General features: G+C 70.3%; 28 protein-coding genes and 1 pseudogene. 4 read left to right on the top strand and 25 right to left on the bottom strand.

The genetic code is table 11. From position 1 onward, the window contains the following. Positions 1–36 precede the first annotated feature (36 nt). Positions 37–1,986, bottom strand: coding sequence for an AMP-dependent synthetase/ligase (locus ACGF8A_RS27210; RefSeq protein ID WP_393112591.1), 1,950 nt, complete (start codon positions 1,984–1,986; stop codon positions 37–39). 272 nt (positions 1,987–2,258) lie between these two features. Here ACGF8A_RS27210 and ACGF8A_RS27205 point away from each other — a divergent pair, with 272 nt between their 5' ends. Beyond that, positions 2,259–3,086 (top strand): MaoC family dehydratase, encoded by an 828-nt coding sequence (locus ACGF8A_RS27205; protein WP_393112589.1) that lies wholly within the window; start codon positions 2,259–2,261, stop codon positions 3,084–3,086. Between the two features lie 322 nt (positions 3,087–3,408). On the opposite strand, the gene ACGF8A_RS27200 is transcribed toward ACGF8A_RS27205, so the two are convergent. From ACGF8A_RS27200 to ACGF8A_RS27145, 12 genes are all read right to left on the bottom strand, one after another. Beyond that, on the bottom strand, positions 3,409–4,053 hold the full coding sequence (locus tag ACGF8A_RS27200) for a TetR/AcrR family transcriptional regulator (RefSeq protein ID WP_393112587.1): 645 nt from the start codon (positions 4,051–4,053) through the stop codon (positions 3,409–3,411). A gap of 46 nt (positions 4,054–4,099) precedes the next feature. After that, a complete protein-coding gene (locus ACGF8A_RS27195; RefSeq protein WP_393112585.1) occupies positions 4,100–5,404 on the bottom strand; it encodes a dicarboxylate/amino acid:cation symporter in 1,305 nt (434 codons plus the stop codon). A 52-nt stretch (positions 5,405–5,456) separates the two neighbouring features. After that, positions 5,457–5,546 (bottom strand): putative leader peptide, encoded by a 90-nt coding sequence (locus tag ACGF8A_RS27190; protein WP_393112674.1) that lies wholly within the window; start codon positions 5,544–5,546, stop codon positions 5,457–5,459. 127 nt (positions 5,547–5,673) lie between these two features. Continuing rightward, the gene (locus tag ACGF8A_RS27185) at positions 5,674–5,964 is read right to left on the bottom strand and encodes a DUF4229 domain-containing protein (protein ID WP_393112583.1); all 291 of its coding nucleotides are present in this window, start codon (positions 5,962–5,964) and stop codon (positions 5,674–5,676) included. Positions 5,965–6,053: 89 nt separating this feature from the next. Beyond that, a complete protein-coding gene (locus tag ACGF8A_RS27180) occupies positions 6,054–6,578 on the bottom strand; it encodes a GNAT family N-acetyltransferase (RefSeq protein ID WP_393112581.1) in 525 nt (174 codons plus the stop codon). 16 nt (positions 6,579–6,594) lie between these two features. Continuing rightward, positions 6,595–7,239 (bottom strand): UdgX family uracil-DNA binding protein, encoded by a 645-nt coding sequence (locus ACGF8A_RS27175; RefSeq protein WP_393112579.1) that lies wholly within the window; start codon positions 7,237–7,239, stop codon positions 6,595–6,597. 66 nt (positions 7,240–7,305) lie between these two features. Next, positions 7,306–8,469 carry an aminofutalosine synthase MqnE gene (gene mqnE / locus ACGF8A_RS27170; protein ID WP_393112577.1) on the bottom strand — a complete coding sequence of 388 codons (1,164 nt, stop codon included), beginning with the start codon at positions 8,467–8,469 and terminating at the stop codon, positions 7,306–7,308. Between the two features lie 40 nt (positions 8,470–8,509). Continuing rightward, a complete protein-coding gene (locus tag ACGF8A_RS27165; RefSeq protein WP_393112575.1) occupies positions 8,510–8,965 on the bottom strand; it encodes an Lrp/AsnC family transcriptional regulator in 456 nt (151 codons plus the stop codon). A gap of 59 nt (positions 8,966–9,024) precedes the next feature. Continuing rightward, positions 9,025–9,699: a UbiX family flavin prenyltransferase gene (locus tag ACGF8A_RS27160; RefSeq protein WP_393112573.1), complete on the bottom strand. Its 675-nt coding sequence runs from the start codon at positions 9,697–9,699 to the stop codon at positions 9,025–9,027. A gap of 124 nt (positions 9,700–9,823) precedes the next feature. After that, positions 9,824–10,303 carry a Uma2 family endonuclease gene (locus ACGF8A_RS27155; protein WP_393112571.1) on the bottom strand — a complete coding sequence of 160 codons (480 nt, stop codon included), beginning with the start codon at positions 10,301–10,303 and terminating at the stop codon, positions 9,824–9,826. Between the two features lie 46 nt (positions 10,304–10,349). Beyond that, entirely contained in the window at positions 10,350–11,252 is a 903-nt protein-coding gene (gene mqnP / locus ACGF8A_RS27150) for a menaquinone biosynthesis prenyltransferase MqnP (protein WP_393112569.1), read from the bottom strand. Further along, positions 11,249–12,700, bottom strand: a complete 1,452-nt coding sequence (locus ACGF8A_RS27145; RefSeq protein WP_393112567.1) for a menaquinone biosynthesis decarboxylase — start codon at positions 12,698–12,700, stop codon at positions 11,249–11,251. The genes mqnP and ACGF8A_RS27145 overlap by 4 nt, the downstream gene beginning before the upstream one ends. An 89-nt stretch (positions 12,701–12,789) precedes the next feature. Between ACGF8A_RS27145 and ACGF8A_RS27140 the strand changes: the two genes are divergently transcribed. Then, entirely contained in the window at positions 12,790–13,122 is a 333-nt protein-coding gene (locus tag ACGF8A_RS27140; protein WP_393112565.1) for a PLD nuclease N-terminal domain-containing protein, read from the top strand. Between the two features lie 13 nt (positions 13,123–13,135). Here the strand turns inward: ACGF8A_RS27140 and ACGF8A_RS27135 are convergent, their stop codons facing one another. Together ACGF8A_RS27135 and ACGF8A_RS27130 are read right to left on the bottom strand one after the other, a co-directional pair. Then, positions 13,136–13,252, bottom strand: coding sequence for a DUF397 domain-containing protein (locus ACGF8A_RS27135; RefSeq protein ID WP_393112563.1), 117 nt, complete (start codon positions 13,250–13,252; stop codon positions 13,136–13,138). Beyond that, positions 13,197–14,159, bottom strand: coding sequence for a Scr1 family TA system antitoxin-like transcriptional regulator (locus ACGF8A_RS27130; RefSeq protein WP_393112561.1), 963 nt, complete (start codon positions 14,157–14,159; stop codon positions 13,197–13,199). Before ACGF8A_RS27130 ends, ACGF8A_RS27135 begins: the two co-directional genes overlap by 56 nt. A 104-nt stretch (positions 14,160–14,263) precedes the next feature. On the opposite strand from ACGF8A_RS27130, the gene ACGF8A_RS27125 reads away from it, so the two are divergent. Next, positions 14,264–14,707: a hypothetical protein gene (locus ACGF8A_RS27125; protein ID WP_393112559.1), complete on the top strand. Its 444-nt coding sequence runs from the start codon at positions 14,264–14,266 to the stop codon at positions 14,705–14,707. Positions 14,708–14,718: 11 nt separating this feature from the next. On the opposite strand, the gene ACGF8A_RS27120 is transcribed toward ACGF8A_RS27125, so the two are convergent. From ACGF8A_RS27120 to hemL, 9 genes are all read right to left on the bottom strand, one after another. Then, positions 14,719–15,126, bottom strand: coding sequence for a hypothetical protein (locus ACGF8A_RS27120; RefSeq protein WP_393112557.1), 408 nt, complete (start codon positions 15,124–15,126; stop codon positions 14,719–14,721). Between the two features lie 38 nt (positions 15,127–15,164). Then, complete coding sequence (locus ACGF8A_RS27115; RefSeq protein WP_393112555.1) at positions 15,165–15,368, bottom strand: hypothetical protein; 204 nt, start codon at positions 15,366–15,368, stop codon at positions 15,165–15,167. Between the two features lie 36 nt (positions 15,369–15,404). Then, positions 15,405–16,517, bottom strand: a complete 1,113-nt coding sequence (gene ccsB / locus ACGF8A_RS27110) for a c-type cytochrome biogenesis protein CcsB (protein ID WP_393112553.1) — start codon at positions 16,515–16,517, stop codon at positions 15,405–15,407. Beyond that, positions 16,514–18,292, bottom strand: coding sequence for a cytochrome c biogenesis protein ResB (locus ACGF8A_RS27105; protein WP_393112551.1), 1,779 nt, complete (start codon positions 18,290–18,292; stop codon positions 16,514–16,516). Before ACGF8A_RS27105 ends, ccsB begins: the two co-directional genes overlap by 4 nt. A 3-nt stretch (positions 18,293–18,295) precedes the next feature. Then, on the bottom strand, positions 18,296–19,066 hold the full coding sequence (locus ACGF8A_RS27100; RefSeq protein WP_393112549.1) for a cytochrome c biogenesis CcdA family protein: 771 nt from the start codon (positions 19,064–19,066) through the stop codon (positions 18,296–18,298). A 1-nt stretch (position 19,067) separates the two neighbouring features. Next, positions 19,068–19,673: a TlpA family protein disulfide reductase gene (locus ACGF8A_RS27095; protein ID WP_393112547.1), complete on the bottom strand. Its 606-nt coding sequence runs from the start codon at positions 19,671–19,673 to the stop codon at positions 19,068–19,070. 66 nt (positions 19,674–19,739) lie between these two features. After that, positions 19,740–21,029, bottom strand: a complete 1,290-nt coding sequence (locus ACGF8A_RS27090; RefSeq protein WP_393112545.1) for a hypothetical protein — start codon at positions 21,027–21,029, stop codon at positions 19,740–19,742. Positions 21,030–21,166: 137 nt separating this feature from the next. Further along, positions 21,167–21,847 carry a histidine phosphatase family protein gene (locus tag ACGF8A_RS27085; RefSeq protein WP_393112543.1) on the bottom strand — a complete coding sequence of 227 codons (681 nt, stop codon included), beginning with the start codon at positions 21,845–21,847 and terminating at the stop codon, positions 21,167–21,169. Further along, a complete protein-coding gene (gene hemL / locus ACGF8A_RS27080; RefSeq protein ID WP_393112541.1) occupies positions 21,844–23,160 on the bottom strand; it encodes a glutamate-1-semialdehyde 2,1-aminomutase in 1,317 nt (438 codons plus the stop codon). The genes ACGF8A_RS27085 and hemL overlap by 4 nt, the downstream gene beginning before the upstream one ends. Positions 23,161–23,442: 282 nt before the next feature. On the opposite strand from hemL, the gene ACGF8A_RS27075 reads away from it, so the two are divergent. Next, complete coding sequence (locus ACGF8A_RS27075; protein ID WP_393112539.1) at positions 23,443–24,057, top strand: hypothetical protein; 615 nt, start codon at positions 23,443–23,445, stop codon at positions 24,055–24,057. Between the two features lie 67 nt (positions 24,058–24,124). Here the strand turns inward: ACGF8A_RS27075 and ACGF8A_RS27070 are convergent. Beyond that, positions 24,125–24,625 (bottom strand): annotated as a pseudogene (locus ACGF8A_RS27070) (tyrosine-type recombinase/integrase); the annotation flags it as partial. Positions 24,626–24,692: the final 67 nt, after the last annotated feature.

Here is a 24,692-nt window from a genome sequence, read left to right as displayed (position 1 = left end):
GGTGAGGATGTGACCGCGGTGCCGATGTGACGTGGCTCACCCGTCGTACATGGCCTCCACCTCGCCTGCGAAGTCGCGCAGGATCGCCTCCCGGCGGAGCTTCATGGACGGGGTCAGATGGCCCGCCGCCTCGGTGAAGTCGGTGGGCAGGACGATGAAGCGGCGGATGGACTCGGGCCGGGAGACGAGCCGGTTGGCCTCCTCGACCGCGCGTTGCAGAACGCCGCGCAGTTCCTCGTCGTCGACGAGGAGTTCGGGCGGCACCGGGTGCTTGCCGTTCATCTGCCGCCAGTGGGTGATGCCGTCGGCGTCGAGGGTGATCAGGGCGGTGATGTAGGGGCGGCGGTCACCGAGGACGAGGCAGTGGGAGATCAGAGGGTGCGAGCGGAGCCAGTTCTCCAGCGGCGCCGGCGCCATGTTCTTGCCGCCCGCGGTGATCAGGATCTCCTTCTTGCGGCCGGTGATGGTGAGGTAACCCTCGTCGTCCAGCCGGCCGATGTCGCCGGTCGGGAACCAGCCGTCCGGCGCCGCCGGCACCACCCCGCCCGCGTGCGGGTCCCAGTAGCCGCGCAGGACCTGGCCCCCGGCGAGCAGGATCTCGCCGTCCGCCGCGATCCGCACCCGGGTGCCCGGCAGCGGCCAGCCGACCGTGCCGAGCCGGGGTTTGAGCGGCGGGGTCACGGTCGCCGCGCCGGTCGTCTCGGACAGCCCGTAGCCCTCGTACACGTCGATGCCCGCGCCCGCGTAGAACGCGGCCAGGTCGCGGCCGAGCGGGGAGCCGCCGCAGACGACGTAGCGGATCCTGCCGCCGAGGGCGTTGCGGATCCGGCGGTAGACCAGTGGGTCGTAGAGGGCGCGGGACGCCTTCAGGGCGGCCCCGGGACCGGGGCCGGTGCCGCTCGCCCGGGCCACGGCCGCCTCGCCGTAGCGGCGGGCGATCTTCGCGGCGCGGTCGAACGCCGCTGCCCTGCCGCCGCGTTCGGCGGTGGCGCGGGCGTTGTTGTAGACCTTCTCCAGCATGTACGGGATGGCCAGCAGGAACGTGGGCCGGAACGCCGCGAGGTCGGCCAGCAGGTCCTGCGCCTTCAGGCTGGGCGCGTGCCCCAGCCGGACCCGGGCGCGCACGCAGGCCACGGCCACCATCCGGCCGAACACATGGGACAGCGGCAGGAACAGGAGGGTGGACGCCTCCTCGCTCGTCCGCGCCTTGAAGACCGGGTAGAGCAGCTCGACCGCGTTGTCGACCTCCGCCAGGAAGTTGCCGTGGGTCAGCGCGCAGCCTTTGGGCCGGCCCGTGGTGCCCGAGGTGTGGACGAGGGTCGCCAGGGTGTCCGGGCCCAGCATCCCGCGGCGTACGTCGACCTCGGTGTCCGGCACCGGCTGCCCCAGCTCCGCGAGCCGTTCCACGTGGCCCTTCTCGATGACCCACAGGTGGCGCAGGTCGGGCAGATGCGGGAGTTCGGGCCCGATCGCCGCGGCCTGTCCGGCCGTCTGGGTCGCCAGGGCGACCGCGCCGGAGTCCTGGAGGATCCAGCGGGTCTGGAACACGGAGGAGGTGGGGTACACCGGGACGCTCACCAGTCCGGCCGCCCAGGCCGCGAAGTCGAGGAGCGTCCACTCGTACGACGTCTGCGCCATGATCGCGATCCGGTCGCCCGGCACCAGGCCTTCGGCGATCATTCCCTTGGCCACGGCCAGCACCTGCGCGGCGAACTCCGCCGCCGTCACGTCCGCCCAGCTCCCGTCGTCGCCACGGCGGCTGAGCACCGGACGGTCCGGCGCCACGGCGGCGTTCTCGAACGGCAGGTCGGCCAGCGAGCCGTGGGACACCGGCGGCACGAGCGGCGGTACGGCCACCTCCCGCACCTCGCCGTCCAGCCGCCGAATCTCGGGCTCGACGGGAACCGGCCCGCTGTCCGGGTCGTAGTCCAGCGACGCCGCCGACGTCTGTGGCGGAACGGACGAGGACGAGTACGAGATGGGCATGGCAGCTCCTGGGGCCTGCGGCGCGGTACTGCTTCGCTGCATGAGGTACGCGCGGCGCGTACGGAGGCGTTCACCGGCGGTGCGTGCTGGGGCGTTCGCGGCAGCTCAGGTGGCAGATCGTACGGCTCCCACGTGGGGAGGTTGTGCGGGTTCGAAGATGCTCCGGAGTCGGGCCTGTGGAGTCCCGGAGGCCTTGCGCCACCTGTGTTTACCTACGGTAACCTTACGCAAGAGCAAGGCAGCGAGAAGGGAACGGGGAAACCGTTGTGGCCATGGCTGACCATCTCCCGCTCGTCACCGGCGCCCTCCGCTCCCCCTTCAAACGCCCCCGGCCGGACGCCCACTTCCCCCGCACCCGGCTCGTACGGTCCGGTGTCCGCGTCGACCCGGCCCGGCTCACCGCCTACGAGCGGGGGTGCGGCTTCCCCACCGGCGACGACGCGCTCCCGCTCACCTATCCGCACGTCCTGGCCTTCCCGCTGGCCATGCGCCTGCTGGGCGGCAGGGACTTCCCGCTCCCGCTGCTCGGCCTGGTCCACACCTCGATCGACCTCACCCGCCACACCGCCCTTTCCGCCGGAGACGAGTACGAACTCGCCGTGCGCGTCGCCGGACTGGCACCGCACCGGCGCGGGACCGAGGCGACGGTGGTGACGGAGGCGCGGGCCGGCCGCGAGGTCGTCTGGGAGTCGCGGAGCACCTATCTGGCCCGGCACCACACCGACACCGTGCAGCCGCCCGTGCCCGTGCCCGAGAAGCCCGAGCCGCTGCCCCCGGGCACCGAGTGGCGGCTCGGCGAGGACATCGGCCGGCGGTACGCCGCCGTCTCGGGCGACCGCAACCCCATCCACCTGCACCCCCTCACCGCCCGCCTGTTCGGCTTCCCGCGCCCGATCGCGCACGGCATGTGGACGGTCGCCCGCTGCCTCGCCGCGCACGGCACGTCCGAGGCGGTGCTGGTCCGGGCGGAGTTCCGGGCTCCGGTGCTGCTGCCGGCGACGGTGGAGTACGCCGCCGGGGACGGCCGCTTCACCCTGCGCCGAGGCGACCGGCTGCACGTCGACGGAACCGTCCAGCCGCTCGGCTCGGACGGGCACTGACCAACAACCCCCGGCCATAGGCCCACCGACCCCGCACGGGACGGGATCCTCCAGCCGCACGACTCATACCCCGGGCGGTGACCAGCGGCGCCCCGCCATCAGCCCACCACACCCGCACCCGGCCGGACCGCCCAGCCGCACGACTCAGACCCCGGGCGGTGACCGGCGGCGCCCCGCCATCAGCCCACCGAGCCCACACCCGGCGAGACCGGCAGCCGCACGACTCAGACCCCAGCCGGTGACCGGCGGCGCCCGGCCATCAGCCCACCGACCCCACCGACCCCACCGACCCCACACCAGGCGAGACCGGCAGCCGCACGACTCAGACCCCGGGCGGTGACCAGCGGCGCCCCGCCATGAGTTCGCCGAGCCCGGACCAGGCGAAGTTCATCAGGGTCGCCGTCGCCTGCCGGGCCGTCACGGGCGGGGTGGCGTTGGCCCAGTCGGCGAGTGACTCGGCGGCGCCTACCAGGGCCTGGGCGAGCCCGGCGACCTCGTGCTCGGGCAGCTGCGGGTCCTGGTGTGCCTCGCGGGCGGCCTCGGCGATCAGCCGGGTGACGAAGGCGACGATGTCCGCGCGCACCGCGGTGACCTCGGCGGCGAACGCCTCGCCGTGGGTGCGCGCCTGGAGGTGCAGCACGGACCAGCCGTCGGGGTGCTGGGCGGTGTGCGTGAAGAACGCCAGCAGCCCGTCCCACAGTTGGCGGTCGGCCGGCCGGCCGGGCCGGACTCCGGCCTGGACGGCGTCGAACAGCGCCTGGGCCTCGCGGCGGATGCAGGCCGTGAAGAGGTCGTCCTTGGAGTTGAGGTAGAGGTACACCAACGGCTTGGACACGCCGGCGAGTTCGGCGATGTCGTCCATCGACGCCGCGATGTACCCCCGCTGCCCGAAGATCTGCACGGCGGCGTCCAGCATCTGCTGCTCACGGACCGCACGCGGCATCCGCTTGGTCTTCACGGCACCCATGCGGCTTAGCGTACGGTCCGCGCGGCAGGCGGCCGGTCAGTACCGGTCAGGCGGCGACGGCCACCCGTTCCCGCTCCTCCACGGGTGAGCTGCCCGCGTTGTCGTACGCCTCGCGGTCGAGCAGCCCCTCACGGGCCGAGACGACGACCGGCACCAGGGCCTGCCCTGCCACGTTCGTGGCCGTCCTCATCATGTCCAGGATCGGGTCGATGGCGAGCAGCAGGCCGACGCCCTCCAAGGGCAGGCCGAGCGTGGACAGGGTGAGCGTCAGCATGACCGTCGCGCCGGTCAGGCCGGCTGTGGCGGCGGAGCCGACCACCGACACGAACGCGATGAGCAGGTAGTCGCCGGTCCCGAGCGGGATGTCGAAGATCTGTGCGACGAAGATCGCGGCGATGGCCGGGTAGATCGCGGCGCAGCCGTCCATCTTGGTGGTCGCGCCGAACGGCACGGCGAAGGACGCGTACTCCTTCGGTACGCCGAGGCGCTCGGTGACCTTCTGGGTGAGCGGCATGGTGCCCACGGACGAGCGGGAGACGAAGGCCAGCTGGATCGCGGGCCAGGCGCCCTTGAAGAACTGGAGCGGGTTGACCTTGGCGACGGTGGCGAGCAGCGCCGGGTAGACCACGAACAGCACGATCGCGCAGCCGACGTAGATGTCGGCGGTGAAGGTGGCGTACTTGCCGAGCAGGTCCCAGCCGTAGGTGGCGATGGCCGTGCCGATGAGGCCCACGGTGCCGAGCGGGGCGAGGCGGATGACCCACCACAGGGCCTTCTGCAGGAGTTCGAGGACGGACGCGCTGAGGGTGAGGATCGGCTGGGCCCTCTCGCCGAGCTGGAGGGCGGCGATGCCGGCGACGGCGGCCATGAAGACGATCTGGAGCACGTTCAGTTCGGTGAACGGCGTGATCACGTCGGTCGGCACGATGCCGGTGAGGAAGTCGATCCAGGAGCCGGTCCTCTCGGGCAGCTCACCGTCCTTGGGGGTGAGGCCGGTTCCGGCGCCGGGGTTGGTGACCAGGCCGATGGCGAGACCGACGGCCACCGCGATCAGCGAGGTGACCATGAACCAGAGGAGGGTGCGGGACGCCAGGCGGGCCGCGTTGTTGACCTTCCGCAGATTGGTGATCGACACCAGGATCGCGAAGAAGACGAGCGGGGCGACGGCGAGCTTCAGCAGGCCTATGAAGGTGTCGCCGACCTTCTCCAGGGTGGTGACGAGCCAGGACATGTCCTGGCTCCTGGCCGTCCAGCCGAGCAGGACGCCGAGGGCGAGGCCGAGGAGTATCTGGGCCCAGAAGGGGACATTGAAGGGCAGCCTGAAGGACTGCGTGTGCGTGGACACGGACATGCTCCGGTGAGGGGTGCGCGGGGGCTGACGTGGGGACGGGCGTCGCGGAACGTCAGGGGCGACAGATCGCGGACGCGCACCAGCAGAGGTCCACGTGCAGACGCGCCACCAGCAGCGGGCACACGGGCATGCTCTCGGGCATGGCGGGCGCGGCTGATGACTTCATGCGCAGACCTTAACACCGGAGCTTTGAGATACTCAAAGCCTTACTTTGACAGGCACACAGCCAGCATTGCCTTATGAATGCGGACAAGGACCCTTCGGGAGATCTACCCCTGCGCCCGCGCCGCGTCGTCGGCGCCGTCCTCCTGGCTGCGGTTGGCCTCGTAGCCGGCCTTGACGCGTTCCACCTTCTGCACGATCCGCTCGGACGCCCGGTCCCGCTCCTTGCGCAGCACGACGAAGCTGATCGGGGCGGAGATCACGAGCGCGAGCAGCACCACCCAGACGCCGTTGGAGGCACCGAGCCCGCGCGGGGCGGCACCGGAGTAGACGAGGCCCCAGACGACCACGAGGCAGCCCACGAAGATTCCGAGGCGCATCAGCGTGTAGCGGAGCATCTCAATCCACTCTTCCGTTTCGAACGGCCAGAACTACCCAAAGGGCACCGTCCAGTGAAGCACGCCGTCGCACCGATCTTGAAAGGGGGTCAGCCCAGCGGCAGCAGCATGATCACGTCGTCGCGGTCGTCGCCGGGGGCGACCCGGATCGCGTCGGGGATGCGGCCGACCTCCTTGTACCCGCAGGAGCCGTAGAAGCGCTCCAGCCCCAGCCCGCCCCGGCAGGTCAGCCGTATCGCCTCGATCCCCCCGAACCCGCGGGCGGCGTCCGCCGCGGCGGCCAGAAGGTCCCGGCCGTATCCCTTGCCCTGGTGCCGCGGGTGCACCATCACCGTGTACAGCCACACCCAGTGGGTCATCAGCCGGTGCGTGTTGAACGTGAGGAACGCGGTCGCGGCGACCCGCCCGTCCCCGTCCCGCCCGACCAGCAGCCGGGTCCGCCCCTCGACCATGGCCACCAGGTGTTTCACCAGCTCCGGCCGGACCGCCTCCCGGGTCACGGGAGGGACGAATCCGACGGAGCCGCCGGCGTTGGACACGTCGGTCCACAGGTCGAGGATCTCGTCACGAAGGGAGCGGTCGACGGCGGGATCCAGCGTGAACGTAAGGGACATGCGCGCATGCTACCCATTACGAAAGTACGCGCGCCGCCACCCCGAGGTCCGAGACCAGCCCCTGGTACGCCGCCTCCCGGTCGTCCGCGCGCAGCACCGACGACGGATGCACGGTCGGCACCAGCCGCTCGCGGTGCCCGTGGATCTCCTCCTCCAGAACGGTCCCCCGCACCTGCGTCACCCGGAACGACGAGCCCAGCAGCGCCTTGCCCGCGGTCGCGCCCAGCACCACGATCAGCTCGGGCCCGACGAGGGCCAGCTCGGCGGCGAGCCACGGACCGCAGGCGGTCATCTCGCGCAGGCTGGGCGCCTTGTGGATGCGCCGCTTACGGGGTTCCGCCCGGGTGAACTTGAAGTGCTTGACGGCGTTGGTGACATACGTCTCACCGGGGTCGATCCCGGCCTCCGCGAGCGCCCGGTCGAGCAGCTTCCCGGCGGGGCCCACGAAGGGCCGGCCCTGGCGGTCCTCCTGGTCGCCGGGTTGCTCGCCGACGAGCATGACGCGGGCGTCCCCGGCCCCGGCACCGAACACGGTCTGCGTGGCCTCTCGGTGCAGGGGGCAGCCCCGGCAGCCGGCGGCGGCCTCACGCAGCTCCGCGAGCCCGGCGCGCTCGGGCACGAAGGGCTCGGCGGTGTACTGGTCCTCGGGTGAGCTGCTCACGACCGCCGGGTACCCACCTTCGGGGACGCGGGACCGCGACCCGAGGGGGGCAGGGCGCCCGGTACGTCAGATCCGCATCGGCTGCGGCGCCTCGCGGCGCGCGGGGTCGGGACCCCCGAACTCGCGGATGATCTCGTACCGCGTGTTGCGCTCCACCGGGCGGAAGCCCGCGTCGCGGATCAGGTCCAGCAGGTCGTCGCGGGTGAGCTTGCTGGGCGTGCCGTAGTTGTCGGCGTCGTGTGTGATCTTGTACTCGACGACCGAGCCGTCCATGTCGTCCGCGCCGTGCTGGAGGGCGAGCTGGGCGGTCTGGACGCCGTGCATCACCCAGAAGACCTTGACGTGCTGCACGTTGTCGAAGAGCAGCCGGGAGACGGCGAAGGTCTTCAGGGCCTCCAGCGGGGTCGCCATGGCCGTGCGGGCCTGGAGCCGGTTGCGTACCTTGCCGTCCTTCATGTCGACGAAGTCGTGCTGGTAGCGCAGCGGGATGAAGACCTTGAAGCCGTCGGTCTCGTCCTGGAGTTCACGCAGCCGCAGTACGTGGTCGACGCGGTGGCGGGGCTCCTCGATGTGGCCGTAGAGCATGGTCGAGGGGGTCTTGAGCCCCTTCTCGTGGGCCAGCCGGTGGATGCGCGACCAGTCCTCCCAGTGCGTGCGGTGGTCCACGATGTGCTGCCGGACCTCCCAGTCGAAGATCTCGGCGCCACCGCCGGTGAGCGACTCCAGACCGGCGTCGATCAGCTCGTCGAGGATCTCGGAGGCCGACAGGCCGGAGATCGTCTCGAAGTGGTGGATCTCGGTGGCGGTGAAGGCCTTCAGGGAGACGTTCGGCAGCGCGGCCTTCAACTCGCGCAGGGAGCGCGGGTAGTAGCGCCACGGCAGGTTGGGGTGCAGGCCGTTGACGATGTGCAGTTCGGTGAGGTTGTCCGCCTCCATCGCCTTGGCGAGCTTCACGGCCTCCTCGATGCGCATCGTGTACGCGTCCTTCTCCCCCGGCTTGCGCTGGAAGGAGCAGTACGCGCAGGAGGCCGTGCAGACGTTGGTCATGTTGAGGTGGCGGTTGACGTTGAAGTGGACCACGTCGCCGTTCTTGCGCGTGCGCACCTCGTGGGCGAGGCCGCCCAGCCAGGCCAGGTCGTCCGACTCGTACAGCGCGATGCCGTCCTCGCGAGTCAGCCGCTCACCGGAGCGGACCTTCTGCTCCAGCTCGCGCTTGAGCCCGACATCCATGCGCACACCTTTCTTCCGACGGCCTCCGCCAAAGGTACGCCTACACCTCCTCCGGCAGCTCACCCACCCTGTTCTCCCACTTCGTGGACAGCACGATGGTGGTACGGGTGCGGGAGACGCCCTTGGTGCCGGAGAGCCTGCGGATGATCTTCTCCAGCCCGTCCACGTCGGTCGCCCGCACCTTGAGCATGTACGAGTCGTCACCGGCGATGAACCAGCAGTCCTCGATCTCCGGCAGGTCCCGCAGCCGCTGCGCCACGTCCTCGTGGTCGGCGGCGTCGGAGAGCGAGATGCCGATCAGGGCGATCACGCCGAGGCCGAGCGAGGCGGCGTCCACGGTGGCGCGGTAGCCGGTGATGACGCCGGCCGCCTCCAGCCGGTTGATGCGGTCGGTGACGCTGGGCCCCGACAGTCCGACGAGGCGCCCCAGCTCCGCGTAGGAGGCCCGGCCGTTCTCCCTCAGGGCCTGGATGAGCTGCCTGTCCACGGCGTCCATGCGATCGAAGCCTTCCGCTGAAGAGGTCTGAGGAGTTGCTGATGGATGAAGGGTGAGGCTCAGGTGGCGCGCGAACCGCCGCCGAGTTCGCCGGCCCAGCGGCGGTAGAGGGTGTGGGGGACGCCGGCCGCGTCGAGGACCCGTCCGGCGACGAAGTCGACGAGGTCCTGGATGTGGGTGGCGCCCGCGTAGAAGGCGGGCGAGGCGGGTACGACGGCCGCGCCGGCGTCGTCCAGGGAGACGAGGTGGCGCAGCGTCTGCCCGCCGAGCGGTGCCTCCCGCACGGCGACCACCAGCGGTCGTCCCTCCTTCAGGGTGACGCTCGCGGCCCGTTGCAGCAGGTCCTTGGAGAGCCCCAGGGCGACCCCCGCCACGCAGGCGGTGGAGGCGGGCACGATGAGCATCCCCTTCGCGGGGTACGACCCGGAGGACGGCCCGGCGGCCAGGTCGCCCGCGCTCCAGTGCCGTACGCCGTCGAGGTCCACGGCGAAGGTGTCGGGCTTGCCGTCGGCCCCCCTGGCCAGCCATTCCCGCAGGTCGCTGCGCCAGTGCGCGTCCCGGAACGAGAGCCCCGTCTCGTCCAGGAGGGTGAGCCGCGAGGCCCGGCTGACGACGAGGTCGACGCTCTCCCCGGCATCCAGCAACGCGCGCAGCACGGCAGCGGCGTACGGCGTACCGGAAGCTCCGGACACCCCCACGATCCAAGGCGCGCGCTGCGATTCCCCTGCGTTCACATCTTGAGCGTACCGGTGGGCGGCGCGGACCTCAGGACGGGTCGGCTGCCTTGGGGCCGACGGGGAGCCGACCGGTGGGGAGCGTCAGCTTGCCCAGCGAGGTGTCCACGGAGAGATCGGGGCCTTACGGGATGAGGTCTCGGCCGCGGTAGCCGTCAGGGCCGGGATTCCACATCGCCACGATGTGCCCCTGGAGGGGGTCGAGCACCAGGTAGCTGGCGATGCCACGGGAGGCGTACCAGCGGGGCTTGAGCTCGTAGTCGCGGCGGACGCTCTCCGGGGACACCACCTCGGCAACGAGCTCGATCAGGTCGGCCGGGTACGCGGCGCGGTTCTCGGCCTCCGCCTCGGCCGGAATGACAGCGAGGTCGGGACAGAACTCATTGGCGTCGCCAAAGGGGAAGGCGACATCGCTCACCACGGCCCAGCCGGGCGGCAACTGGCCTTCCACGATGGACCACAGCCGCTGGATGGTCCTCCCGTGAAACGCCCCGACCGGGTCCATCACGATGCTGCCCTCGACCATCTCCGTCAGATGGCCGGGGAACAGGTCCTCCAGCTTGCTGAGCTGCGAGTGCAGGCGGTCGATGCCCGAGACGGTCACGGTGGCCTCCCTGGGGTCCTGACCTCGATGGCAGGCGGCACCGTACTCACACCGTCAGTCCCCGAACCAGAAGATCCAGCAGCGCGCACACGAACAGGGCGATCCCGATGAAGCCGTTGACCGAGAAGAAAGCCCGGTTCAGCCGGGACAGGTCGTGCGGGCGGACGATCGTGTGCTCGTAGACGAACGCGCCCGCGACGATCAGCAGGCCCAGCCAGAAGAACGCGCCGGCGCCGGTGGCCAGGGCGTACCAGACGAACAGGCCCGTCGTCAGGGTGTGGCACACGCGGGCCGCCCAGATCGCCGCCGGGATGCCGAAGCGGGCCGGCACCGACATCACGCCGATCTCGCGGTCGGTCTCGACGTCCTGGCAGGCGTAGATCAGGTCGAAGCCGCCGATCCAGATGCCGACGGCGAGACCGAGGATCACGGCCTCCCAGGACCAGGCGCCGCTGATCGCCAGCCAGCCGCCGACCGGGCCCATCGCCTGGGCGAGGCCCAGGATGGCCTGGGGGAAATTGGTGAACCGCTTGCCGTAGGGGTAGATCACCATCGGGATGACCGCGACGGGGGCGAGGGCCAGGCACAGGGGGTTCAGCAGCGCCGCCGCGCCGAGGAAGACGACCAGGGCGATCAGGGCACCGGTCCAGGCGTGCCGTACCGACATCGCGCCGGTGACCAGCTCGCGCTGGGCCGTGCGCGGGTTCCGGGCGTCGATCTCGCGGTCGATGATCCGGTTGACGGCCATGGCGAAGGTGCGCAGACCGACCATGCAGACGGTGACCAGGAGCAGACGGCCCCAGTGGATGTTGCGGTCCCACTCGTACATCGCCGTGAGGGCGGCGATGTAGGCGAAGGGCAGGGCGAAGACCGAGTGCTCGATCATCACCAGCCGCAGGAAGGCCTTGGTGCGCCCCGGCCGGGGCAGCGCGGCGGATACGGAACTCACAGGCCGTACTCCCTCCAGCGGCGGTCCACCTTGGCCGCCGTCTCCGGGTCGGACTCCACCATGTCGGGCCATCCCCCGTCGCGCGTGTACCCCTCCTCCGGCCACTTCTTCGTCGCGTCGATGCCCGCCTTGCCGCCCCAGAACTGCTGGTAGGAGGCGTGGTCGAGATGGTCGACGGGGCCCTCGACGACGCTGAGGTCGCGGGCGTAGTCGGTGTTGCCGAGGGCCCGCCAGGCGACCTCGTGCAGGTCGTGCACGTCGCAGTCGGAGTCGACGACCACGATCAGCTTGGTCAGGGACATCATGTGCGCGCCCCAGATCGCGTGCATGACCTTCTGCGCGTGCTTGGGGTACTTCTTGTCGATCGAGACGATCGCGCAGTTGTGGAAGCCGCCGGCCTCGGGCAAGTGGTAGTCCACGATGTCCGGCACGATGATCTTCAGCAGCGGGAGGAAGAACCGCTCGGTCGCCCGCCCCAGGGGTCCGTCCTCGGTCGGCGGCCGGCCCACGACGATCGACTGCAGCAGCGGCCGCTTCCGCATCGTCACGCAGTCGATCTTCAGCGCCGGGAACGGCTCCTGCGGCGTGTAGAAGCCGGTGTGGTCGCCGAACGGCCCCTCGGGCAGCATCTCGCCGGGCTCCAGCCAGCCCTCGACGACGACCTCCGCCTGCGCCGGCACCTGCAGCGGCACGGTCTTGCAGTCGACCATCTCGATCCGCTTGCCCGCGAGGAACCCGGCGAACAGGTACTCGTCGATGTCGCCGGGGAGCGGCGCGGTGGAGGCGTACGTCACGGCGGGCGGGCAGCCGAAGGCGATCGCGACCGGCAGCCGCTCGCCGCGCCGGGCCGCCACCTGGTAGTGGTTGCGGCTGTCCTTGTGGATCTGCCAGTGCATGCCGATGGTGCGCCTGTCGTGGCGCTGGAGGCGGTACAGGCCGAGGTTGCGGACGCCGGTCTCCGGGTCCTTGGTGTGGGTCAGGCCCAGGTTGAAGAAGGAGCCGCCGTCCTTGGGCCAGGTGAACAGGGCGGGCAGTTGCTCCAGGTCGACGTCGTCCCCGGTCAGCACGACCTCCTGCACCGGGCCGTCCTTGACCTTCTTCGGCGGCACGTGCGTCATGGTGCCGAGCTTGCCGAAGGCCTCGCGCACACCGACGAACCCGTGCGGCAGCTCGGGCTTGAGCAGCCCGCCGATCTTCTGCGAGATCTCGCCGTACGACTTCAGCCCCAGCGCCTTCAAAAGCCGCCGGTCGGTTCCGAACACGTTCATGGCGAGGGGCATGGACGAGCCCTTCACCTTCTCGAAGAGCAGTGCGGGGCCGCCCGCCTTCTGCACCCGGTCGACGATCTCCCCGACCTCCAGATGCGGGTCGACCTCCACCTTGATGCGCTTCAGGTCCCCCTCGCGCTCCAGTGCCCTGAGCAGGGAGCGAAGATCGTCGTAAGCCATGCGGTCAAGTATCCCCGAGGGGCTACCCTGGCCCCGTCACGGGGGCCGTGTGCGCGGCCCCCGACCGCCGTACCACGAGGTGACTGCCGATGCTCCGGATCCTGATGTTCGTCGTACCGCTGGCGCTGAGCGTCTACGCGTTCATCGACTGCATCAGCACGGACGAGAAGGACATCCGGCACATCCCGAAGCCGCTGTGGGCGATCCTGGTGCTGCTGTTCCCGCTGGTCGGCTCGATCTCCTGGCTGATCGCGGGCAAGAAGCGCTCGCCGGCCGCCGACGGCTGGTCCGGCGTGCGGGGCGGCGGCCGGTCGCGGCAGTGGGTCGCCCCGGACGACAACCCGGACTTCCTGAAGTCGCTCGACAAGGACCCCGACCCGGACCGGGACGAGGACGACCGCAAGAAGCGCGACGACTCCTGAGAACGCCTCCGCCTCAACCGAGCGACGCGGTGAACGCCGCCCAGGCGCTACGCGGTATGAACAGCACGGGACCGTCAGGGGTCTTGCTGTCGCGGACGGGGACGGCGGTGCCGGGGAATTCGGGGGCCACTTCGACGCAGTTGCCGCCGTTTTCCCCGCTGTAGCTGCTCTTCTTCCAGGTCACTGCGCTGAGTTCGTGCCTGTTCATGCCGCTCGTACCCTTCCATCGCGTCACCGATGACGGCGACGGACTCGCGGGCTGACAGGCCGTCGGCCCTGAGCACATCATAGGCGTGGCTGTGACGCCTGTAGACGGCTGGATCGTCGCTGAAATGGCCCTGGTCAACCGATTCCGAGTAGACCCATCGATGCCCGTCGGGCAGCTCGATCAACGACATGGAGACGTTGGGACGCAGCAACGCGGCGAAGCTCGCCGGGGCCACCTGGACCCGGATGTTGGAACGCCGTCCGACGTTCAGCAGGTGCTCGCACTGGTCCCGCATGACCTGCGGTGATCCCACCACGTTGCGCAGACAGCTCTCGTCCAGGACGACGACGTAGAAGGGGCCGCCTTCGGCGAGGAAGCGCTGCTGTCGGCTCAGTCGAGCACGGACGCGTTCCTCGACCTCCTCACCGCTCGCGACACGTGAGAACAGCGCCCGAGCGTAGTCCTCCGTCTGCAACAACCCGGGAATCACCCGCTCCTGATACTCCCGCAGGCTCACCGCCACCGCGTCCATCTCGGCCCTGCGGCGGAACCAGTCCGGATGCTCCACCTGCGGATACCAGTCGACCCTCCGCCACAGCCGCCCCAACACCCCGCCGGTGCGGAGCACTTCGTCGCACTTCTTCGCGAAGCCCTCCTGCGGCACTCGCGTGCCCGCCTCGACCCGCGCCACATGGGACCGGTCGCAGGGGATCTCCTTCGCCAGCGCCTCCTGCGTGAGCAGGGCCTCCTCCCGGAAATGCCGCAGCACCTCACCGAACAGCGCGGCATTCGTGGCCCCCGAGGCCCCCTCCGCATTGCGCCTGGACACGGCACCCCCTCCGTGACAGTGACCAACTGGCACGCTTCGCACGTTGATTGCGGCTGTTCCCCTCCGCCACGCTCGATACACCCAGAGTGACGAAAGGTGCACGCATGGAACGGGGAACGCTCGTGTTCGACCCCCAGACGAGCAAGGTCGGCGAATTCCAGGCAAAGATCGGACCGTACGCGCTGCTGCGCCGCGTCGGCGGTGGCCGGGAGTGGGAGGCGGATCCGGCGAGGATCAGGCCCGCGACACCCGAGGAGCGCCTCAGCGCGGGCGTGCGGGCGGTGAACGAACGGTCCACAGGCCGCCGGCTCTTCCGCTACGTGCCGTACTCCATCGTCCAGGACCCCTCTGCCCAGCCGGAGTACGAGGCATACTGCGTCTCGGGCGACGAGGCGGACTGCGGGGCGAGGTCCGGTCCGCGCCGGCACCCCGAGGACGTCGAGGAGTGGCAGCGCAAGCACACCCAGGAGACCCGCCACACCCGCTACCGCCGCAGCTTCGCGGACTACGCCGTACTCGAAAGACAGTACTCGACCGCGGTGGAATGAGCCGGTGCCCGTCACGGGGGCCCCGCCTGAAGCACCTCGATCAGCCGCTGGAAGCGGGAACGCCAGCCGCCCTCCGTCTCCTGCTCCCCCTCGAACTCATGGGTGAACCGCAGCGCGCTGCCCTGTTCCCCGTCCCGTTCCAGGTGGAAGCGGATACGGCCGCCGCCCTCCAGGGTGTACTCGGCGACCCGGTCGACATCCCAGGCGGTCACCTCCCCGGGCCCCAGGTCACGCAGGGTGACCGCTCCGCCGAGGTGAGGTTCGAGCACGTCGGCGGGGGTGAACCAGGCCGCGAGCCCCTCGGCGGAGGCCACCGAGGGCCAGACCTCTCCCATGGGCCGCGGCAGCCGCACCAGGAAATGCAGGATGTGCGTGTTCCCGTGGGTCTGGCTGATGCCCTGCTCGATGGAACCGCTCATGACACCAGCCTGACCCGTCGCGGCAGGTCGCGCACGTGTTAAGGGCGCTGCCCCACCCTGTCGACGACCGCGCGCTCCAGGACCGCGCTCGTGCCGTACACCGAGCCGCCGGCATCGAGCTCCCGCTCGCCGAGGAAGGTGAACGTCTCGTCGTCGAAGATCAGCTCCTCGCGTTCGCCGTCGCCGGTCCGGGTGACCGCGACGCCCTCGCGGCCCACGGAGTCCTCGACGCCGCGGACCACCTCGGCGCCGGGGATCGTCTCGCCGGTGCGCGGGGCTCAGAACCCGACGGACCGAAGGGCGCTCAGCCCGACGTCGGCGTACGAGTGCTTGCCGGAGACGAAGATGTTGACGCCGTAGTAGTTGAACAACCAGCACCCGAAGGCGATCAGCGCCAGGTACGCGGCCTTGCGGCCCTTCCAGCCGGCCGTGGCACGGGCGTGCAGGTAACCGGCGTAGGCGACCCAGGTGATGAACGACCAGGTCTCCTTGGGGTCCCAGCCCCAGTAGCGGCCCCACGCGTCGCCCGCCCAGATCGCGCCCGCGATGATCGTGAACGTCCACAGCGGGAAGACGGCGGCGTTGACCCGGTAGGAGAACTTGTCCAGGGAGGACGCGGCGGGCAGCCGCTCCAGGACGGAAGTGGCGAACCGGCCCGGCGTGCCGCCGCCCGCGAGCTTGTTCTCGTAGGAGTCGCGGAACAGGTAGAGCAGCGTGGAGACCGCGCCGACGTAGAAGACGGCACCGCACAGGATCGCCGTGGAGACGTGGATGTACAGCCAGTACGAGTGCAGGGCGGGAACCAGCTGGTCGCTCTCGGTGTACAGGACGGTGACGGCCACGCCCAGGTCGAGGAGGATCGACGTGATCAGGGGAAGGCCGAGCCAGCGGACGTTCTTCCTCAGCGCGAGCAGCACGAGGTACACGCCGACGGCGACGGTGGAGAAGGTGATGTTGAACTCGTACATGTTGCCCCACGGCGCCCGCTGCACCGACAGGGCCCGGGTGAGCACACCACCGAACTCGATGAGGAACGCGAGCACGGTGAGGGACACCGCGATACGCCCGTAGAGGTCGCCCTTCTCGTCCCCTCCGTGCGCGCCGGGCCCGTCCGGCACGTCACGGGCGCCGGCCGCGGCCCGGACGACGACCTTCGGCCGCTCCAGGACGGCGGTCCCGCCGGCGTTCCGCACCGTCACGGCCGGGGCCTCGGCGGCGGCCGCCTTGGTGGCGGTGAGCGCGGCGGCGGTGCGGCCGACCTTGCTGCGGCTGCCGAAGATCCATTCGGTGATGTAGGCGAAGAAGGCCAGGGTGTAGACGGCCATCGCGGAGTAGATCAGCGTGTTGCTGAGGTCCGCGAGGTTCTCATTGGTCGCGGCGGCGAGAGTCACTTCTCAGCCCCTTCGGCAGGTACGGCATCGGGGTCGGGGTCGGGGTCGGGGTCGGGGTCGGGGTCGGGTTCCGGGGAATCCGCGGGGTGGTCTTCGGTGTCCGGCGCGCCCGGCGCCTTCTCGTACAGCGTCGCGGCGAGGTCGCCGAGCTCCTCCGGCACCTTCGCGGACTCGCTCCGGCCGAGACCGGCCATCTCCACCACGGTGACGCCGTCGTCACCCCGCACCGCACGCACCCACACGCGGCGGCGCTGCACGAACAGGGAGGCGGCCAGGCCCAGGATCGCGGCGACGGCTCCGGTCAGCGCCCAGCCACTGCCGGGCTGCTGGGTGATCTGGAAGCCGGCCCACTCCTTGACGCCCTCGAAGGTGACCGAGCCGGCCCCGTTCGGCAGCGTCATCGTCTCGCCGACCGCCAGCCGCTGCTTGAACAGCTTGCCCTTGGAGTCCTTGAACTCCTTCATGTGGCTCTTGTCGAGCTGGTAGACGCTCTTGGGGATGCCCGAGTTCACGCCCAGGTCGCCGTGGTACGCCGACAGCGCGAGCCGCGGGTTCAGCAGCGCCGGGAACTGGGACAGCATCGTGCCGTGGCCCTCACCGGCGAAGCTGGGCACGAAGAAGGCGTTGAAGCCGAGCTGCTCCTTCTCCCCCGCGGCGTTGCGGTAGCCGTCCCTCACCATGATCGCGCCGGAGGAGGTGACGTTGGCGTCCAGCGGCAGCAGCGGCACGGCCTCCTTGTCCATCACGACGTTCCCCTTGGCGTCCCGGACGGTGACGATCGGGGCGTAGCCGTGGCTGACCAGGTAGACCTTGGAGCCGTCGATCTCCAGCGGCTCGTTGACCTTGACGGTCTTGTCCTGCTCCTTGCCGAAGGCGCCGACGCCGTAGGTGAGGCTCGCCTCGAAGGTGCGCGGGGTGCCCCGGTTGGGGCCGGTGGCCTCGTAGGTGCCGTGGAAGTCGTTGAGGGTGAAGCTGAACGGGTCCAGATCGTCCGTCGTGAAGAGGTTGCCGGACTTGAAGTCGTCGTACTGCGTGAGGGTGTTGGCGAAGCCGTCGCCCTCCAGGATCAGCTTGTTGCCCTCGGACTTGAACAGCTGGCCCCACGCGAAGGCGATCAGCATCACGATCAGGGCGACGTGGAAGGCGAGGTTGCCGACCTCCCGCAGATAGCCCTTCTCCGCGGCGACCGCGTCACCGGCGAGGTGGGCGCGGAAGCGGCGCTTGTTCAGCAGGGTGAGCGCCGCCTCGCGGACCTGCTCGGGTTCGGCCCCGGTGCGCCAGGTGGTGTAGGCGGGCAGCCGGGTCAGGCGGCGGGGCGCCGCCGGCGGGCGGCCGCGCAGCTGTCCGGCGAACTGCCAGGTGCGCGGGACGATGCAGCCGATGAGGGAGACGAACAGCAGGATGTAGATCGCGGAGAACCACACCGAGCTGTAGACGTGGAAGAGGCCGAGGGTGTCGTAGATCGGCGCGAGGGTCTCGTGCCGCTTGCGGAAGTCGGCGACCTGGGTCGCGTCGACTCCGGTCTGCGGGATCAGCGAGCCGGGGATCGCGGCCAGGGACAGCAGCAGGAGCAGCAGCAGCGCGACCCGCATGGAGGTCAGCTGCCGCCAGAACCAGCGGGCCCAGCCGACGACGCCGAGGGCGGGAAGGTTCGGCGCCTCCTCGGCGGGCGCGGTGGACAGCTGCGAGCCGGCCGCGCCGAGGTCCTGGTCCGGGCTCTGGTCCGGGGCCCGGTCCTCAGGAGCGCCCGTCACCCTTGCCGTGGTCTTGCTCATCGATCAGATCCCCACAGTGAAGCCGTTGGACCAGGTCTGCATCTCCTGCACCAGGCGGTCCCACGCCCCGGTCAGCAGCAGCACACCGGTCGCGATCATCATGATCCCGCCGATGCGCATCACCCACACATAGTGACGCTTGACCCAGCCGAAGGCACCGAGGGCCTTGCGGAAGGCGACCGCGGCGAGCACGAAGGGGACGCCGAGGCCGAGGCAGTAGGCGATGGTCAGGATGGCCCCGCGGCCCGCGCTGGCCTGGTTGGAGGAGAGCGCGAGCACGGAGGCGAGGGTCGGGCCGATGCAAGGTGTCCAGCCGATGCCGAACAGTGCGCCCAGCAGCGGGGCGCCGACGAGCCCGGTCGTCGGCCGGGTGTGGAAGCGGAACTCCCGCTGGGTGAGCCAGGGCATCAGCCCCATGAAGAAGACACCCATGAGGACCATGAGCACACCGAGCACCTTCGTCAGCGTGCTCTGGTGCTCCATCAGCGTCGAGCCGAAGTAGCCGAACAGCGCGCCGCCGGAGACGAAGACGGCGGTGAAGCCGAGCACGAAGAGCGAGGCACCGACGACCATCCGGCCCCGCCGGGCCTCGGCGAGGTCGGTGCCGGTGACCCCGGTGACGTACGAGAGGTAGCCGGGGACGAGCGGCAGGACGCACGGGGAGAAGAAGGAGACCAGGCCGCCGAGGAGCGCGACGGGCAGGGCCAGCAGCAGCGCGCCGCTGCGCACGGTGTCGTTGAGCCCGGTGGCGGCGAGCTCGGTCACTGCGGTCACGTCACTTCTCCGCGAGGACCGGGTCGAGCATCTCGCGCATCTTCTCCTCGCTCAGCGGCTGGAGCGTGCGCGCGGCGACCTTGCCGTCCCGGTCGATGACGAGCGTGGACGGGATGGCCTGCGGGTTGAGCGTGCCCTTCTCGAACCGGAGCATCAGCCTGCCCGCCGGGTCGTACAGGCTCGGGTAGGTGACGCCGAACTCCTTCTCGAAGGCGAGCGCCGGACCGGTGCTGGTGTCCCGTGTGTTGATGCCGACGAACTGCACGCCCTGGTCCTTGGTGTCCTGGTAGACCGTTTCGAGGTTCTTGGCCTCGGCCCGGCAGGGGGCGCACCACGAGCCCCACACGTTGAGGACGACGACCTTGCCCTTGTAGTCGGCGACGTCGAGCTGCTTGCCGTCGATGGTCTTCCCGGACAGGTCGGGCGCCGGTGCCCGCTCGCCCTTGCCGGCGGTGTCGATGCCGTCGGCCCCCGCGACGAAGTTGGTTTCGCCGCCGCCCCCGGACGTACCGCCGGAGCCGCACGCGGACAGCAGCAGCGCGGCGGCGGCGGCGCCGGAGGTGGCGAGCAGGGCGGTACGGCTGCGGGCGCGACGGGCGGCACTCATGTGAAAAGTTTCGCATGCCCGTTCTGGGGATCTTGCGCACCCCCCTCGGGGGCGGACACCCGCATTTCAGGCAGCGTTCCGGGTCTCCGCGGTGCTGGTCGCGGGCGCCTCGACGAAGCCCTTCCAGCCACCGGCGGGGGCCTGCCCCACGTCCAGCGTGCGCAACTGGTCGAGGACCTCGGGCTCCTGCACGTCGAGCCAGTCCACGAACTGCCGGAAGGAGACCAGCCGGACGTCCTCGCCCTTGTCCCGCTCCCGCGCGATGTGCGTGAGGGCTTCCTCCACGGCGTCCATGTATATGCCGCCGTTCCACTGCTCGAAGTGGTTGCCGACGAAGAAGGGTGCACGATTTGTCTCATATGCCCGCCGGAAGCCCTGGATGTAGGCCTGCGCGGACTGCTCGCGCCACCCCGGGTAGTTGTGCGCGGGGGCGTTGGTGGAGTTCACCGACTGGTTGGCGAGCATGTTGTAGTCCATCGACAGGACCTCGAACGAGCGCCCGGGAAAAGGTATCTGCTGGAGCGGAAGATCCCAAATGCCCTGTTTCTTCTGCGGCCAGACCTGCCGGCCGCCCGGCGACGACGCGTCGTAGCGCCAGCCCAGCTCGCGCGCGGTGGGCAGCAGGCTGTCCTGACCGAGCAGGCAGGGCGTGCGGCCGCCGACGAGCTCCTTGTCGTAGTCGAAGGGCAGCGAGGGCAGATCGGTCCAGCCGCTGTTGGTCCGCCACTCCTTCACGAACGACCTGGCCTGGCCGATCTCGCTGCGCCACTGCTGCGGCGTCCAGTGGGCGACCGAGCCGGACCCCGCGCAGAAGTGCCCGTTGAAGTGGGTGCCTATCTCGTGGCCCTCCAGCCAGGCGCGCCGCACATTGGTGAGGGTGTCCTTGATGTGCGCGTCGGTGAGATAGCCGATGTCGGAGGCACCGCGCAGGTTGTTCGGCGGGTCGTAGCGCCGCTTCTTCGACTCGGGCAGCAGATACAGCCCCGAGAGGAAGAAGGTCATGTGCGCCTCGTGCTCCCTGGCGAGGTCGAGGAAGCGGGGGAAGAGCCCGTTGCCCACCTCGCCGGCGCCGTCCCAGGAGAACACCACGAACTGCGGCGGGGTCTGACCGGGCTCCAGCGGCACCGGCGCGGCGGGCTGCTTCGGCTGCTTGCCCGTGAAGGAGGTCGAGCCGTCGCCGATCGGGCGGGCGGTGGGCTTCGGACTGCTCTCCGGGCTGCCTTCCGGACTCCGCCCGGAACCTCCCGAGCGGCCGGGACCGTCCGAGGAAGTGAGGGTGCCGCATCCCGCGAGCCCCAGGGCGGCCGCGGCTCCCGCGCCGAGACCCATCGCTCCCCGTCGACTGATGTGAGGCATGCCATCCCCGTCCGTTGCGCTCCGTGGTGTCACCCAGACAGACAGCGCGACGAACAGGGAGGTTCCGCCTGTCGGCCAATGATTCGGAACAACGGCAACGAAGTCGTCACAGTGAACGAATTCGTCACAGTGGACGGCTACGCCCCGAAAGCCTTGTCCTTGCCCTTCACCGGCTTGGCACCGGCCAGCAGATGCGGCGGGACGAGGTCACGGGCTGGCTCGCTGTAACCGACGGACACGATCCGGTCACCCTCGTACGTGAAGGACGTCAGCGACGCGAGCGTGCACTGCCGGCGACGCGGGTCGTGCCACAGCCGCCGCTTCTCGACGTACGACCGCACGATCCAGATCGGCAGCTGGTGGCTCACCAGCACCGCCTCGTGACCGCGCGCCGCGTCCTTCGCCGCGTCCAGGGCGCCCATCATCCGGATGACCTGCTCGACGTACGGCTCGCCCCAGGACGGCCGGAACGGGTTGACCAGGTGCTTCCAGTTCCCGGGGCTGCGCAGCGCACCGTCGCCCACGCCGAAGGTCTTGCCCTGGAAGACGTTGTCGGCCTCGATCAGCCGCGGGTCGGTCGCCAGGTCCAGCCCGTGCGCCTTGGCGATCGGCGTCGCCGTCTCCTGCGCCCGCTCCAGCGGAGACGCCACGACGTACGTCACGTCACGGGAGGCGAGGTGCTCGGCGACCCGGTCGGCCATCTGCCGCCCGAGCTCGGACAGGTGGTACCCGGGCAGCCGCCCGTACAGCACCCCGTCCGGGTTGGCGACCTCGCCGTGCCGCATCACATGGACGACGGTGATGTCCCGCGCGCTCATGCCGTGGCCTCCGCGGCCGCGCGGGCCGCCGCCGGGAGGGCGTCGGCGATCCGCTGCACCGCGCGCTCGTCGTGCGCGGTGGAGACGAACCAGGACTCGAAGGCGGACGGCGGCAGATAGACGCCGTTCGCCAGCATGGCGTGGAAGAAGGCGGTGAAGCGGTACGAGGCCTGCGCCTTGGCGTCCTCGTAGTCGCGCACGGCGCGGTCGGTGAAGAACACCGAGAACATGCTGGAGGCGTTCTGCAGGGTGTGCGCGACGCCCTCCTTGGTGAGCGCCTCGCCGACCAGCGCCTGGATCTGCCGCGACACCTCGTCGACCTTGGTGTACGCGGCGTCGTCGAGCAGCCGCAGCTGGGCGAGGCCGGCGGCGGTGGCGACCGGGTTCCCGGAGAGGGTGCCGGCCTGGTAGACGGGCCCGGCCGGGGCGAGGTGCGCCATGACGTCCGCGCGCCCGCCGAAGGCGGCGGCGGGGAAGCCACCGCCCATCACCTTGCCGAAGGTCATCAGGTCGGGCACGACGCCGTCGACGCCGTACCAGCCGGAGCGGCTGGTACGGAAGCCGGTCATCACCTCGTCGGAGACGAAGAGCGCCCCGTTCTGCGCGCACGCGTCCTTCAGGCCCTGGTTGAAGCCCGGCATAGGCGGTACGACGCCCATGTTGCCGGGCGACGCCTCGGTGATCACACACGCGATCTCGCCGGGGTGGGCGTGGAAGGCGGCGTGCACGGCTTCGAGGTCGTTGTACGGCAGGACGATGGTGTCGCCGGCCTGGGCGCCGGTGACGCCCGGGGTGTCCGGCAGGGCGAAGGTGGCCAGACCGCTGCCCGCTGCGGCGAGCAGGGCGTCGACGTGACCGTGGTAACACCCGGCGAACTTGATCACCTTGGTCCGCCCGGTGAACCCGCGCGCGAGCCGGATCGCGGACATGGTCGCCTCGGTGCCACTGGACACCAGCCGCACCTGCTCGACCGGCCCGACCCGCCCGACGATCTCCTCGGCGAGCGCGACCTCGCCCTCGCCGGGCGTTCCGAAGGACGTACCGCGCGCGACCGCGTCCTGGACGGCGGCGATCACCTCGGGGTGGGAGTGCCCGAGGATCATGGGCCCCCAGGAACACACGAGGTCGACGTACTCCCGTCCGTCCGCGTCCGTCAGATACGGTCCGCTGCCGGACACCATGAACCGTGGCGTCCCGCCCACGGCGCGGAAGGCCCGCACCGGCGAGTTGACGCCGCCGGGCGTGACGGCGGCCGCACGGTCGAATAGAGCCTGCGAGACAGGCGCTTCGTATGAATAGGGCAGTTCGCTCATGACGTGCGACTTCTCCGACTTCTCGGACTTCCGGTTGCCAGTGACTTCCTCAGGGTAGGACGCGGCACCCCGTGATCGATCCTCCTCCACCCCGCTCCGTCTGCGAAACTGAGACCTGATACACACAGCTCTTGCGGGGCATGGTGATCAGGGGCTGCGAAGATCCTGCGGACAGGTGTTTCACCGCACGTTTCGGCGCGCGGCCGTGGGGGAGGTCACTGACACGATGATCGGGTTGCGCGGCGGGGGCCACGCGTCCTAGAAAAGCAGTCGGGTGGAGATATGCATCGCGGTGGCGGACTGGGCGAGGGGACTGATGACCTGGGTCCTCGACGCGCCCGGCGGGGAAGGCACCGGCGCGACGCGGAGGAATCGACCGAAGCACGTCAGACACAGGGTGTACCGGGTGAGCCCGAGCGGGTCGACCGACTCCGGGCCGGGAGCAGGAATGGTGGTCGGGTGGGGGTGACGTACAAGTACTTCGGCGCGCCGGACGGTGCGACGGCGGCCCGCGTCCCGATCTCCATGCGCCCCGAGGAACTCGGCGGCGACGAACTCGGCATGAACGGCATGTTCACCAAGATCAAGCCCGAGACGATGGCCGCGATGGTGCTCACGGGCATCGAAGGCGTCCCCCTCCACAAGGTCCCGCCGCTCGAACTGGTCGTCCTGCACCCCGACTACGCGGTGGTCAAGCTCCCGATGACCGTCGTCGACCCCCTGCGCGGCATCGGCGAGGAGGCGGTGGGCGCGGCGGCCTTCATCTGGTCCACGGTCCCGGACCGCGGCGGCCCGCGCGACGCGTTCAACGTGTACCAGCTGCTGCACGAGTGGCAGGACTTCAGCCATCGCCTTCATGAGGCGGGGCATCAGCCCTATTGCCTCGTGTGGCCGTGACCTGGGGTTTCAGGGGTTTCGGGCGGGGTTTTCGGACCCCGCCCTCGCCATGTGCGGAGAGAGGCCGTCAGGCGGCCAGGGCACATTGAGGGCACGTGGATTTCGCTGGGGGCGCTGATGTGCCCTGGGTGCCGGGCCGGTCGTCCTCGCCTTCGGCCTCGGCTTCTGTGAAGGCGTCGTCGATCGCCTCGCGGGTGCGGGTCTCGCTGGACGGCAGCAGGTGCGTGTACGTCCGCAGCGTGAAGCCCGGGTCCGAGTGCCCGAGATACTCGGAGAGCGCCTTGATGCTCTCCCCCGCGTCCAGGAGCACGGAGGCGTAGGCATGCCGGAGGGCGTGCATGCCGTCCTCCGGGGCCGCCTGGAGATACCTCGCCCCGCGCTCGCGGGGAGGGATCACGCCGGCGGCGGCAAGAGCGCGCTTCCAGTCGCCCATGTTGAAGACGCTGCGGTTGTAGGCCCGCCCCTTCTTGTCGACGAAGAGGAGGCGGAAGGCTTTCGGCTCGCCGTCCGGCTTGCCCCACGACAGGGCGACGTCGACCGGCGGGAACTCCTTCACACGGCACTGGAGAAGGCCGCCACCCAGGGCCGCACCAGGGTGCTGGAACTACAGCAGCGCAACGCCGGCGAACGCGTCC

Source organism: Streptomyces sp. NPDC047706, from assembly GCF_043204795.1.
In the GTDB taxonomy this organism is placed as follows: Bacteria; Actinomycetota; Actinomycetes; order Streptomycetales; family Streptomycetaceae; genus Streptomyces.
The sequence above is the reverse complement of the archived record's forward strand: the minus strand, read 5'-3'. Positions and strand labels throughout refer to the sequence as shown.

What these genes read in the sequence shown, in the direction of transcription:
- ACGF8A_RS27210 (WP_393112591.1), bottom strand. Translation starts at nt 1,986, where the DNA reads ATGCCCATCTCGTACTCGTCCTCGTCCGTTCCGCCACAGACGTCGGCG.
- ACGF8A_RS27205 (WP_393112589.1), top strand. Translation starts at nt 2,259, where the DNA reads ATGGCTGACCATCTCCCGCTCGTCACCGGCGCCCTCCGCTCCCCCTTC.
- ACGF8A_RS27200 (WP_393112587.1), bottom strand. Translation starts at nt 4,053, where the DNA reads ATGGGTGCCGTGAAGACCAAGCGGATGCCGCGTGCGGTCCGTGAGCAG.
- ACGF8A_RS27195 (WP_393112585.1), bottom strand. Translation starts at nt 5,404, where the DNA reads ATGTCCGTGTCCACGCACACGCAGTCCTTCAGGCTGCCCTTCAATGTC.
- ACGF8A_RS27190 (WP_393112674.1), bottom strand. Translation starts at nt 5,546, where the DNA reads ATGCCCGAGAGCATGCCCGTGTGCCCGCTGCTGGTGGCGCGTCTGCAC.
- ACGF8A_RS27185 (WP_393112583.1), bottom strand. Translation starts at nt 5,964, where the DNA reads ATGCTCCGCTACACGCTGATGCGCCTCGGAATCTTCGTGGGCTGCCTC.
- ACGF8A_RS27180 (WP_393112581.1), bottom strand. Translation starts at nt 6,578, where the DNA reads ATGTCCCTTACGTTCACGCTGGATCCCGCCGTCGACCGCTCCCTTCGT.
- mqnE (WP_393112577.1), bottom strand. Translation starts at nt 8,469, where the DNA reads ATGGATGTCGGGCTCAAGCGCGAGCTGGAGCAGAAGGTCCGCTCCGGT.
- ACGF8A_RS27165 (WP_393112575.1), bottom strand. Translation starts at nt 8,965, where the DNA reads ATGGACGCCGTGGACAGGCAGCTCATCCAGGCCCTGAGGGAGAACGGC.
- ACGF8A_RS27145 (WP_393112567.1), bottom strand. Translation starts at nt 12,700, where the DNA reads ATGGCTTACGACGATCTTCGCTCCCTGCTCAGGGCACTGGAGCGCGAG.
- ACGF8A_RS27140 (WP_393112565.1), top strand. Translation starts at nt 12,790, where the DNA reads ATGCTCCGGATCCTGATGTTCGTCGTACCGCTGGCGCTGAGCGTCTAC.
- ACGF8A_RS27125 (WP_393112559.1), top strand. Translation starts at nt 14,264, where the DNA reads ATGGAACGGGGAACGCTCGTGTTCGACCCCCAGACGAGCAAGGTCGGC.
- ACGF8A_RS27120 (WP_393112557.1), bottom strand. Translation starts at nt 15,126, where the DNA reads ATGAGCGGTTCCATCGAGCAGGGCATCAGCCAGACCCACGGGAACACG.
- ACGF8A_RS27105 (WP_393112551.1), bottom strand. Translation starts at nt 18,292, where the DNA reads ATGAGCAAGACCACGGCAAGGGTGACGGGCGCTCCTGAGGACCGGGCC.
- ACGF8A_RS27095 (WP_393112547.1), bottom strand. Translation starts at nt 19,673, where the DNA reads ATGAGTGCCGCCCGTCGCGCCCGCAGCCGTACCGCCCTGCTCGCCACC.
- ACGF8A_RS27090 (WP_393112545.1), bottom strand. Translation starts at nt 21,029, where the DNA reads ATGCCTCACATCAGTCGACGGGGAGCGATGGGTCTCGGCGCGGGAGCC.
- ACGF8A_RS27085 (WP_393112543.1), bottom strand. Translation starts at nt 21,847, where the DNA reads ATGAGCGCGCGGGACATCACCGTCGTCCATGTGATGCGGCACGGCGAG.
- hemL (WP_393112541.1), bottom strand. Translation starts at nt 23,160, where the DNA reads ATGAGCGAACTGCCCTATTCATACGAAGCGCCTGTCTCGCAGGCTCTA.
- ACGF8A_RS27075 (WP_393112539.1), top strand. Translation starts at nt 23,443, where the DNA reads ATGCATCGCGGTGGCGGACTGGGCGAGGGGACTGATGACCTGGGTCCT.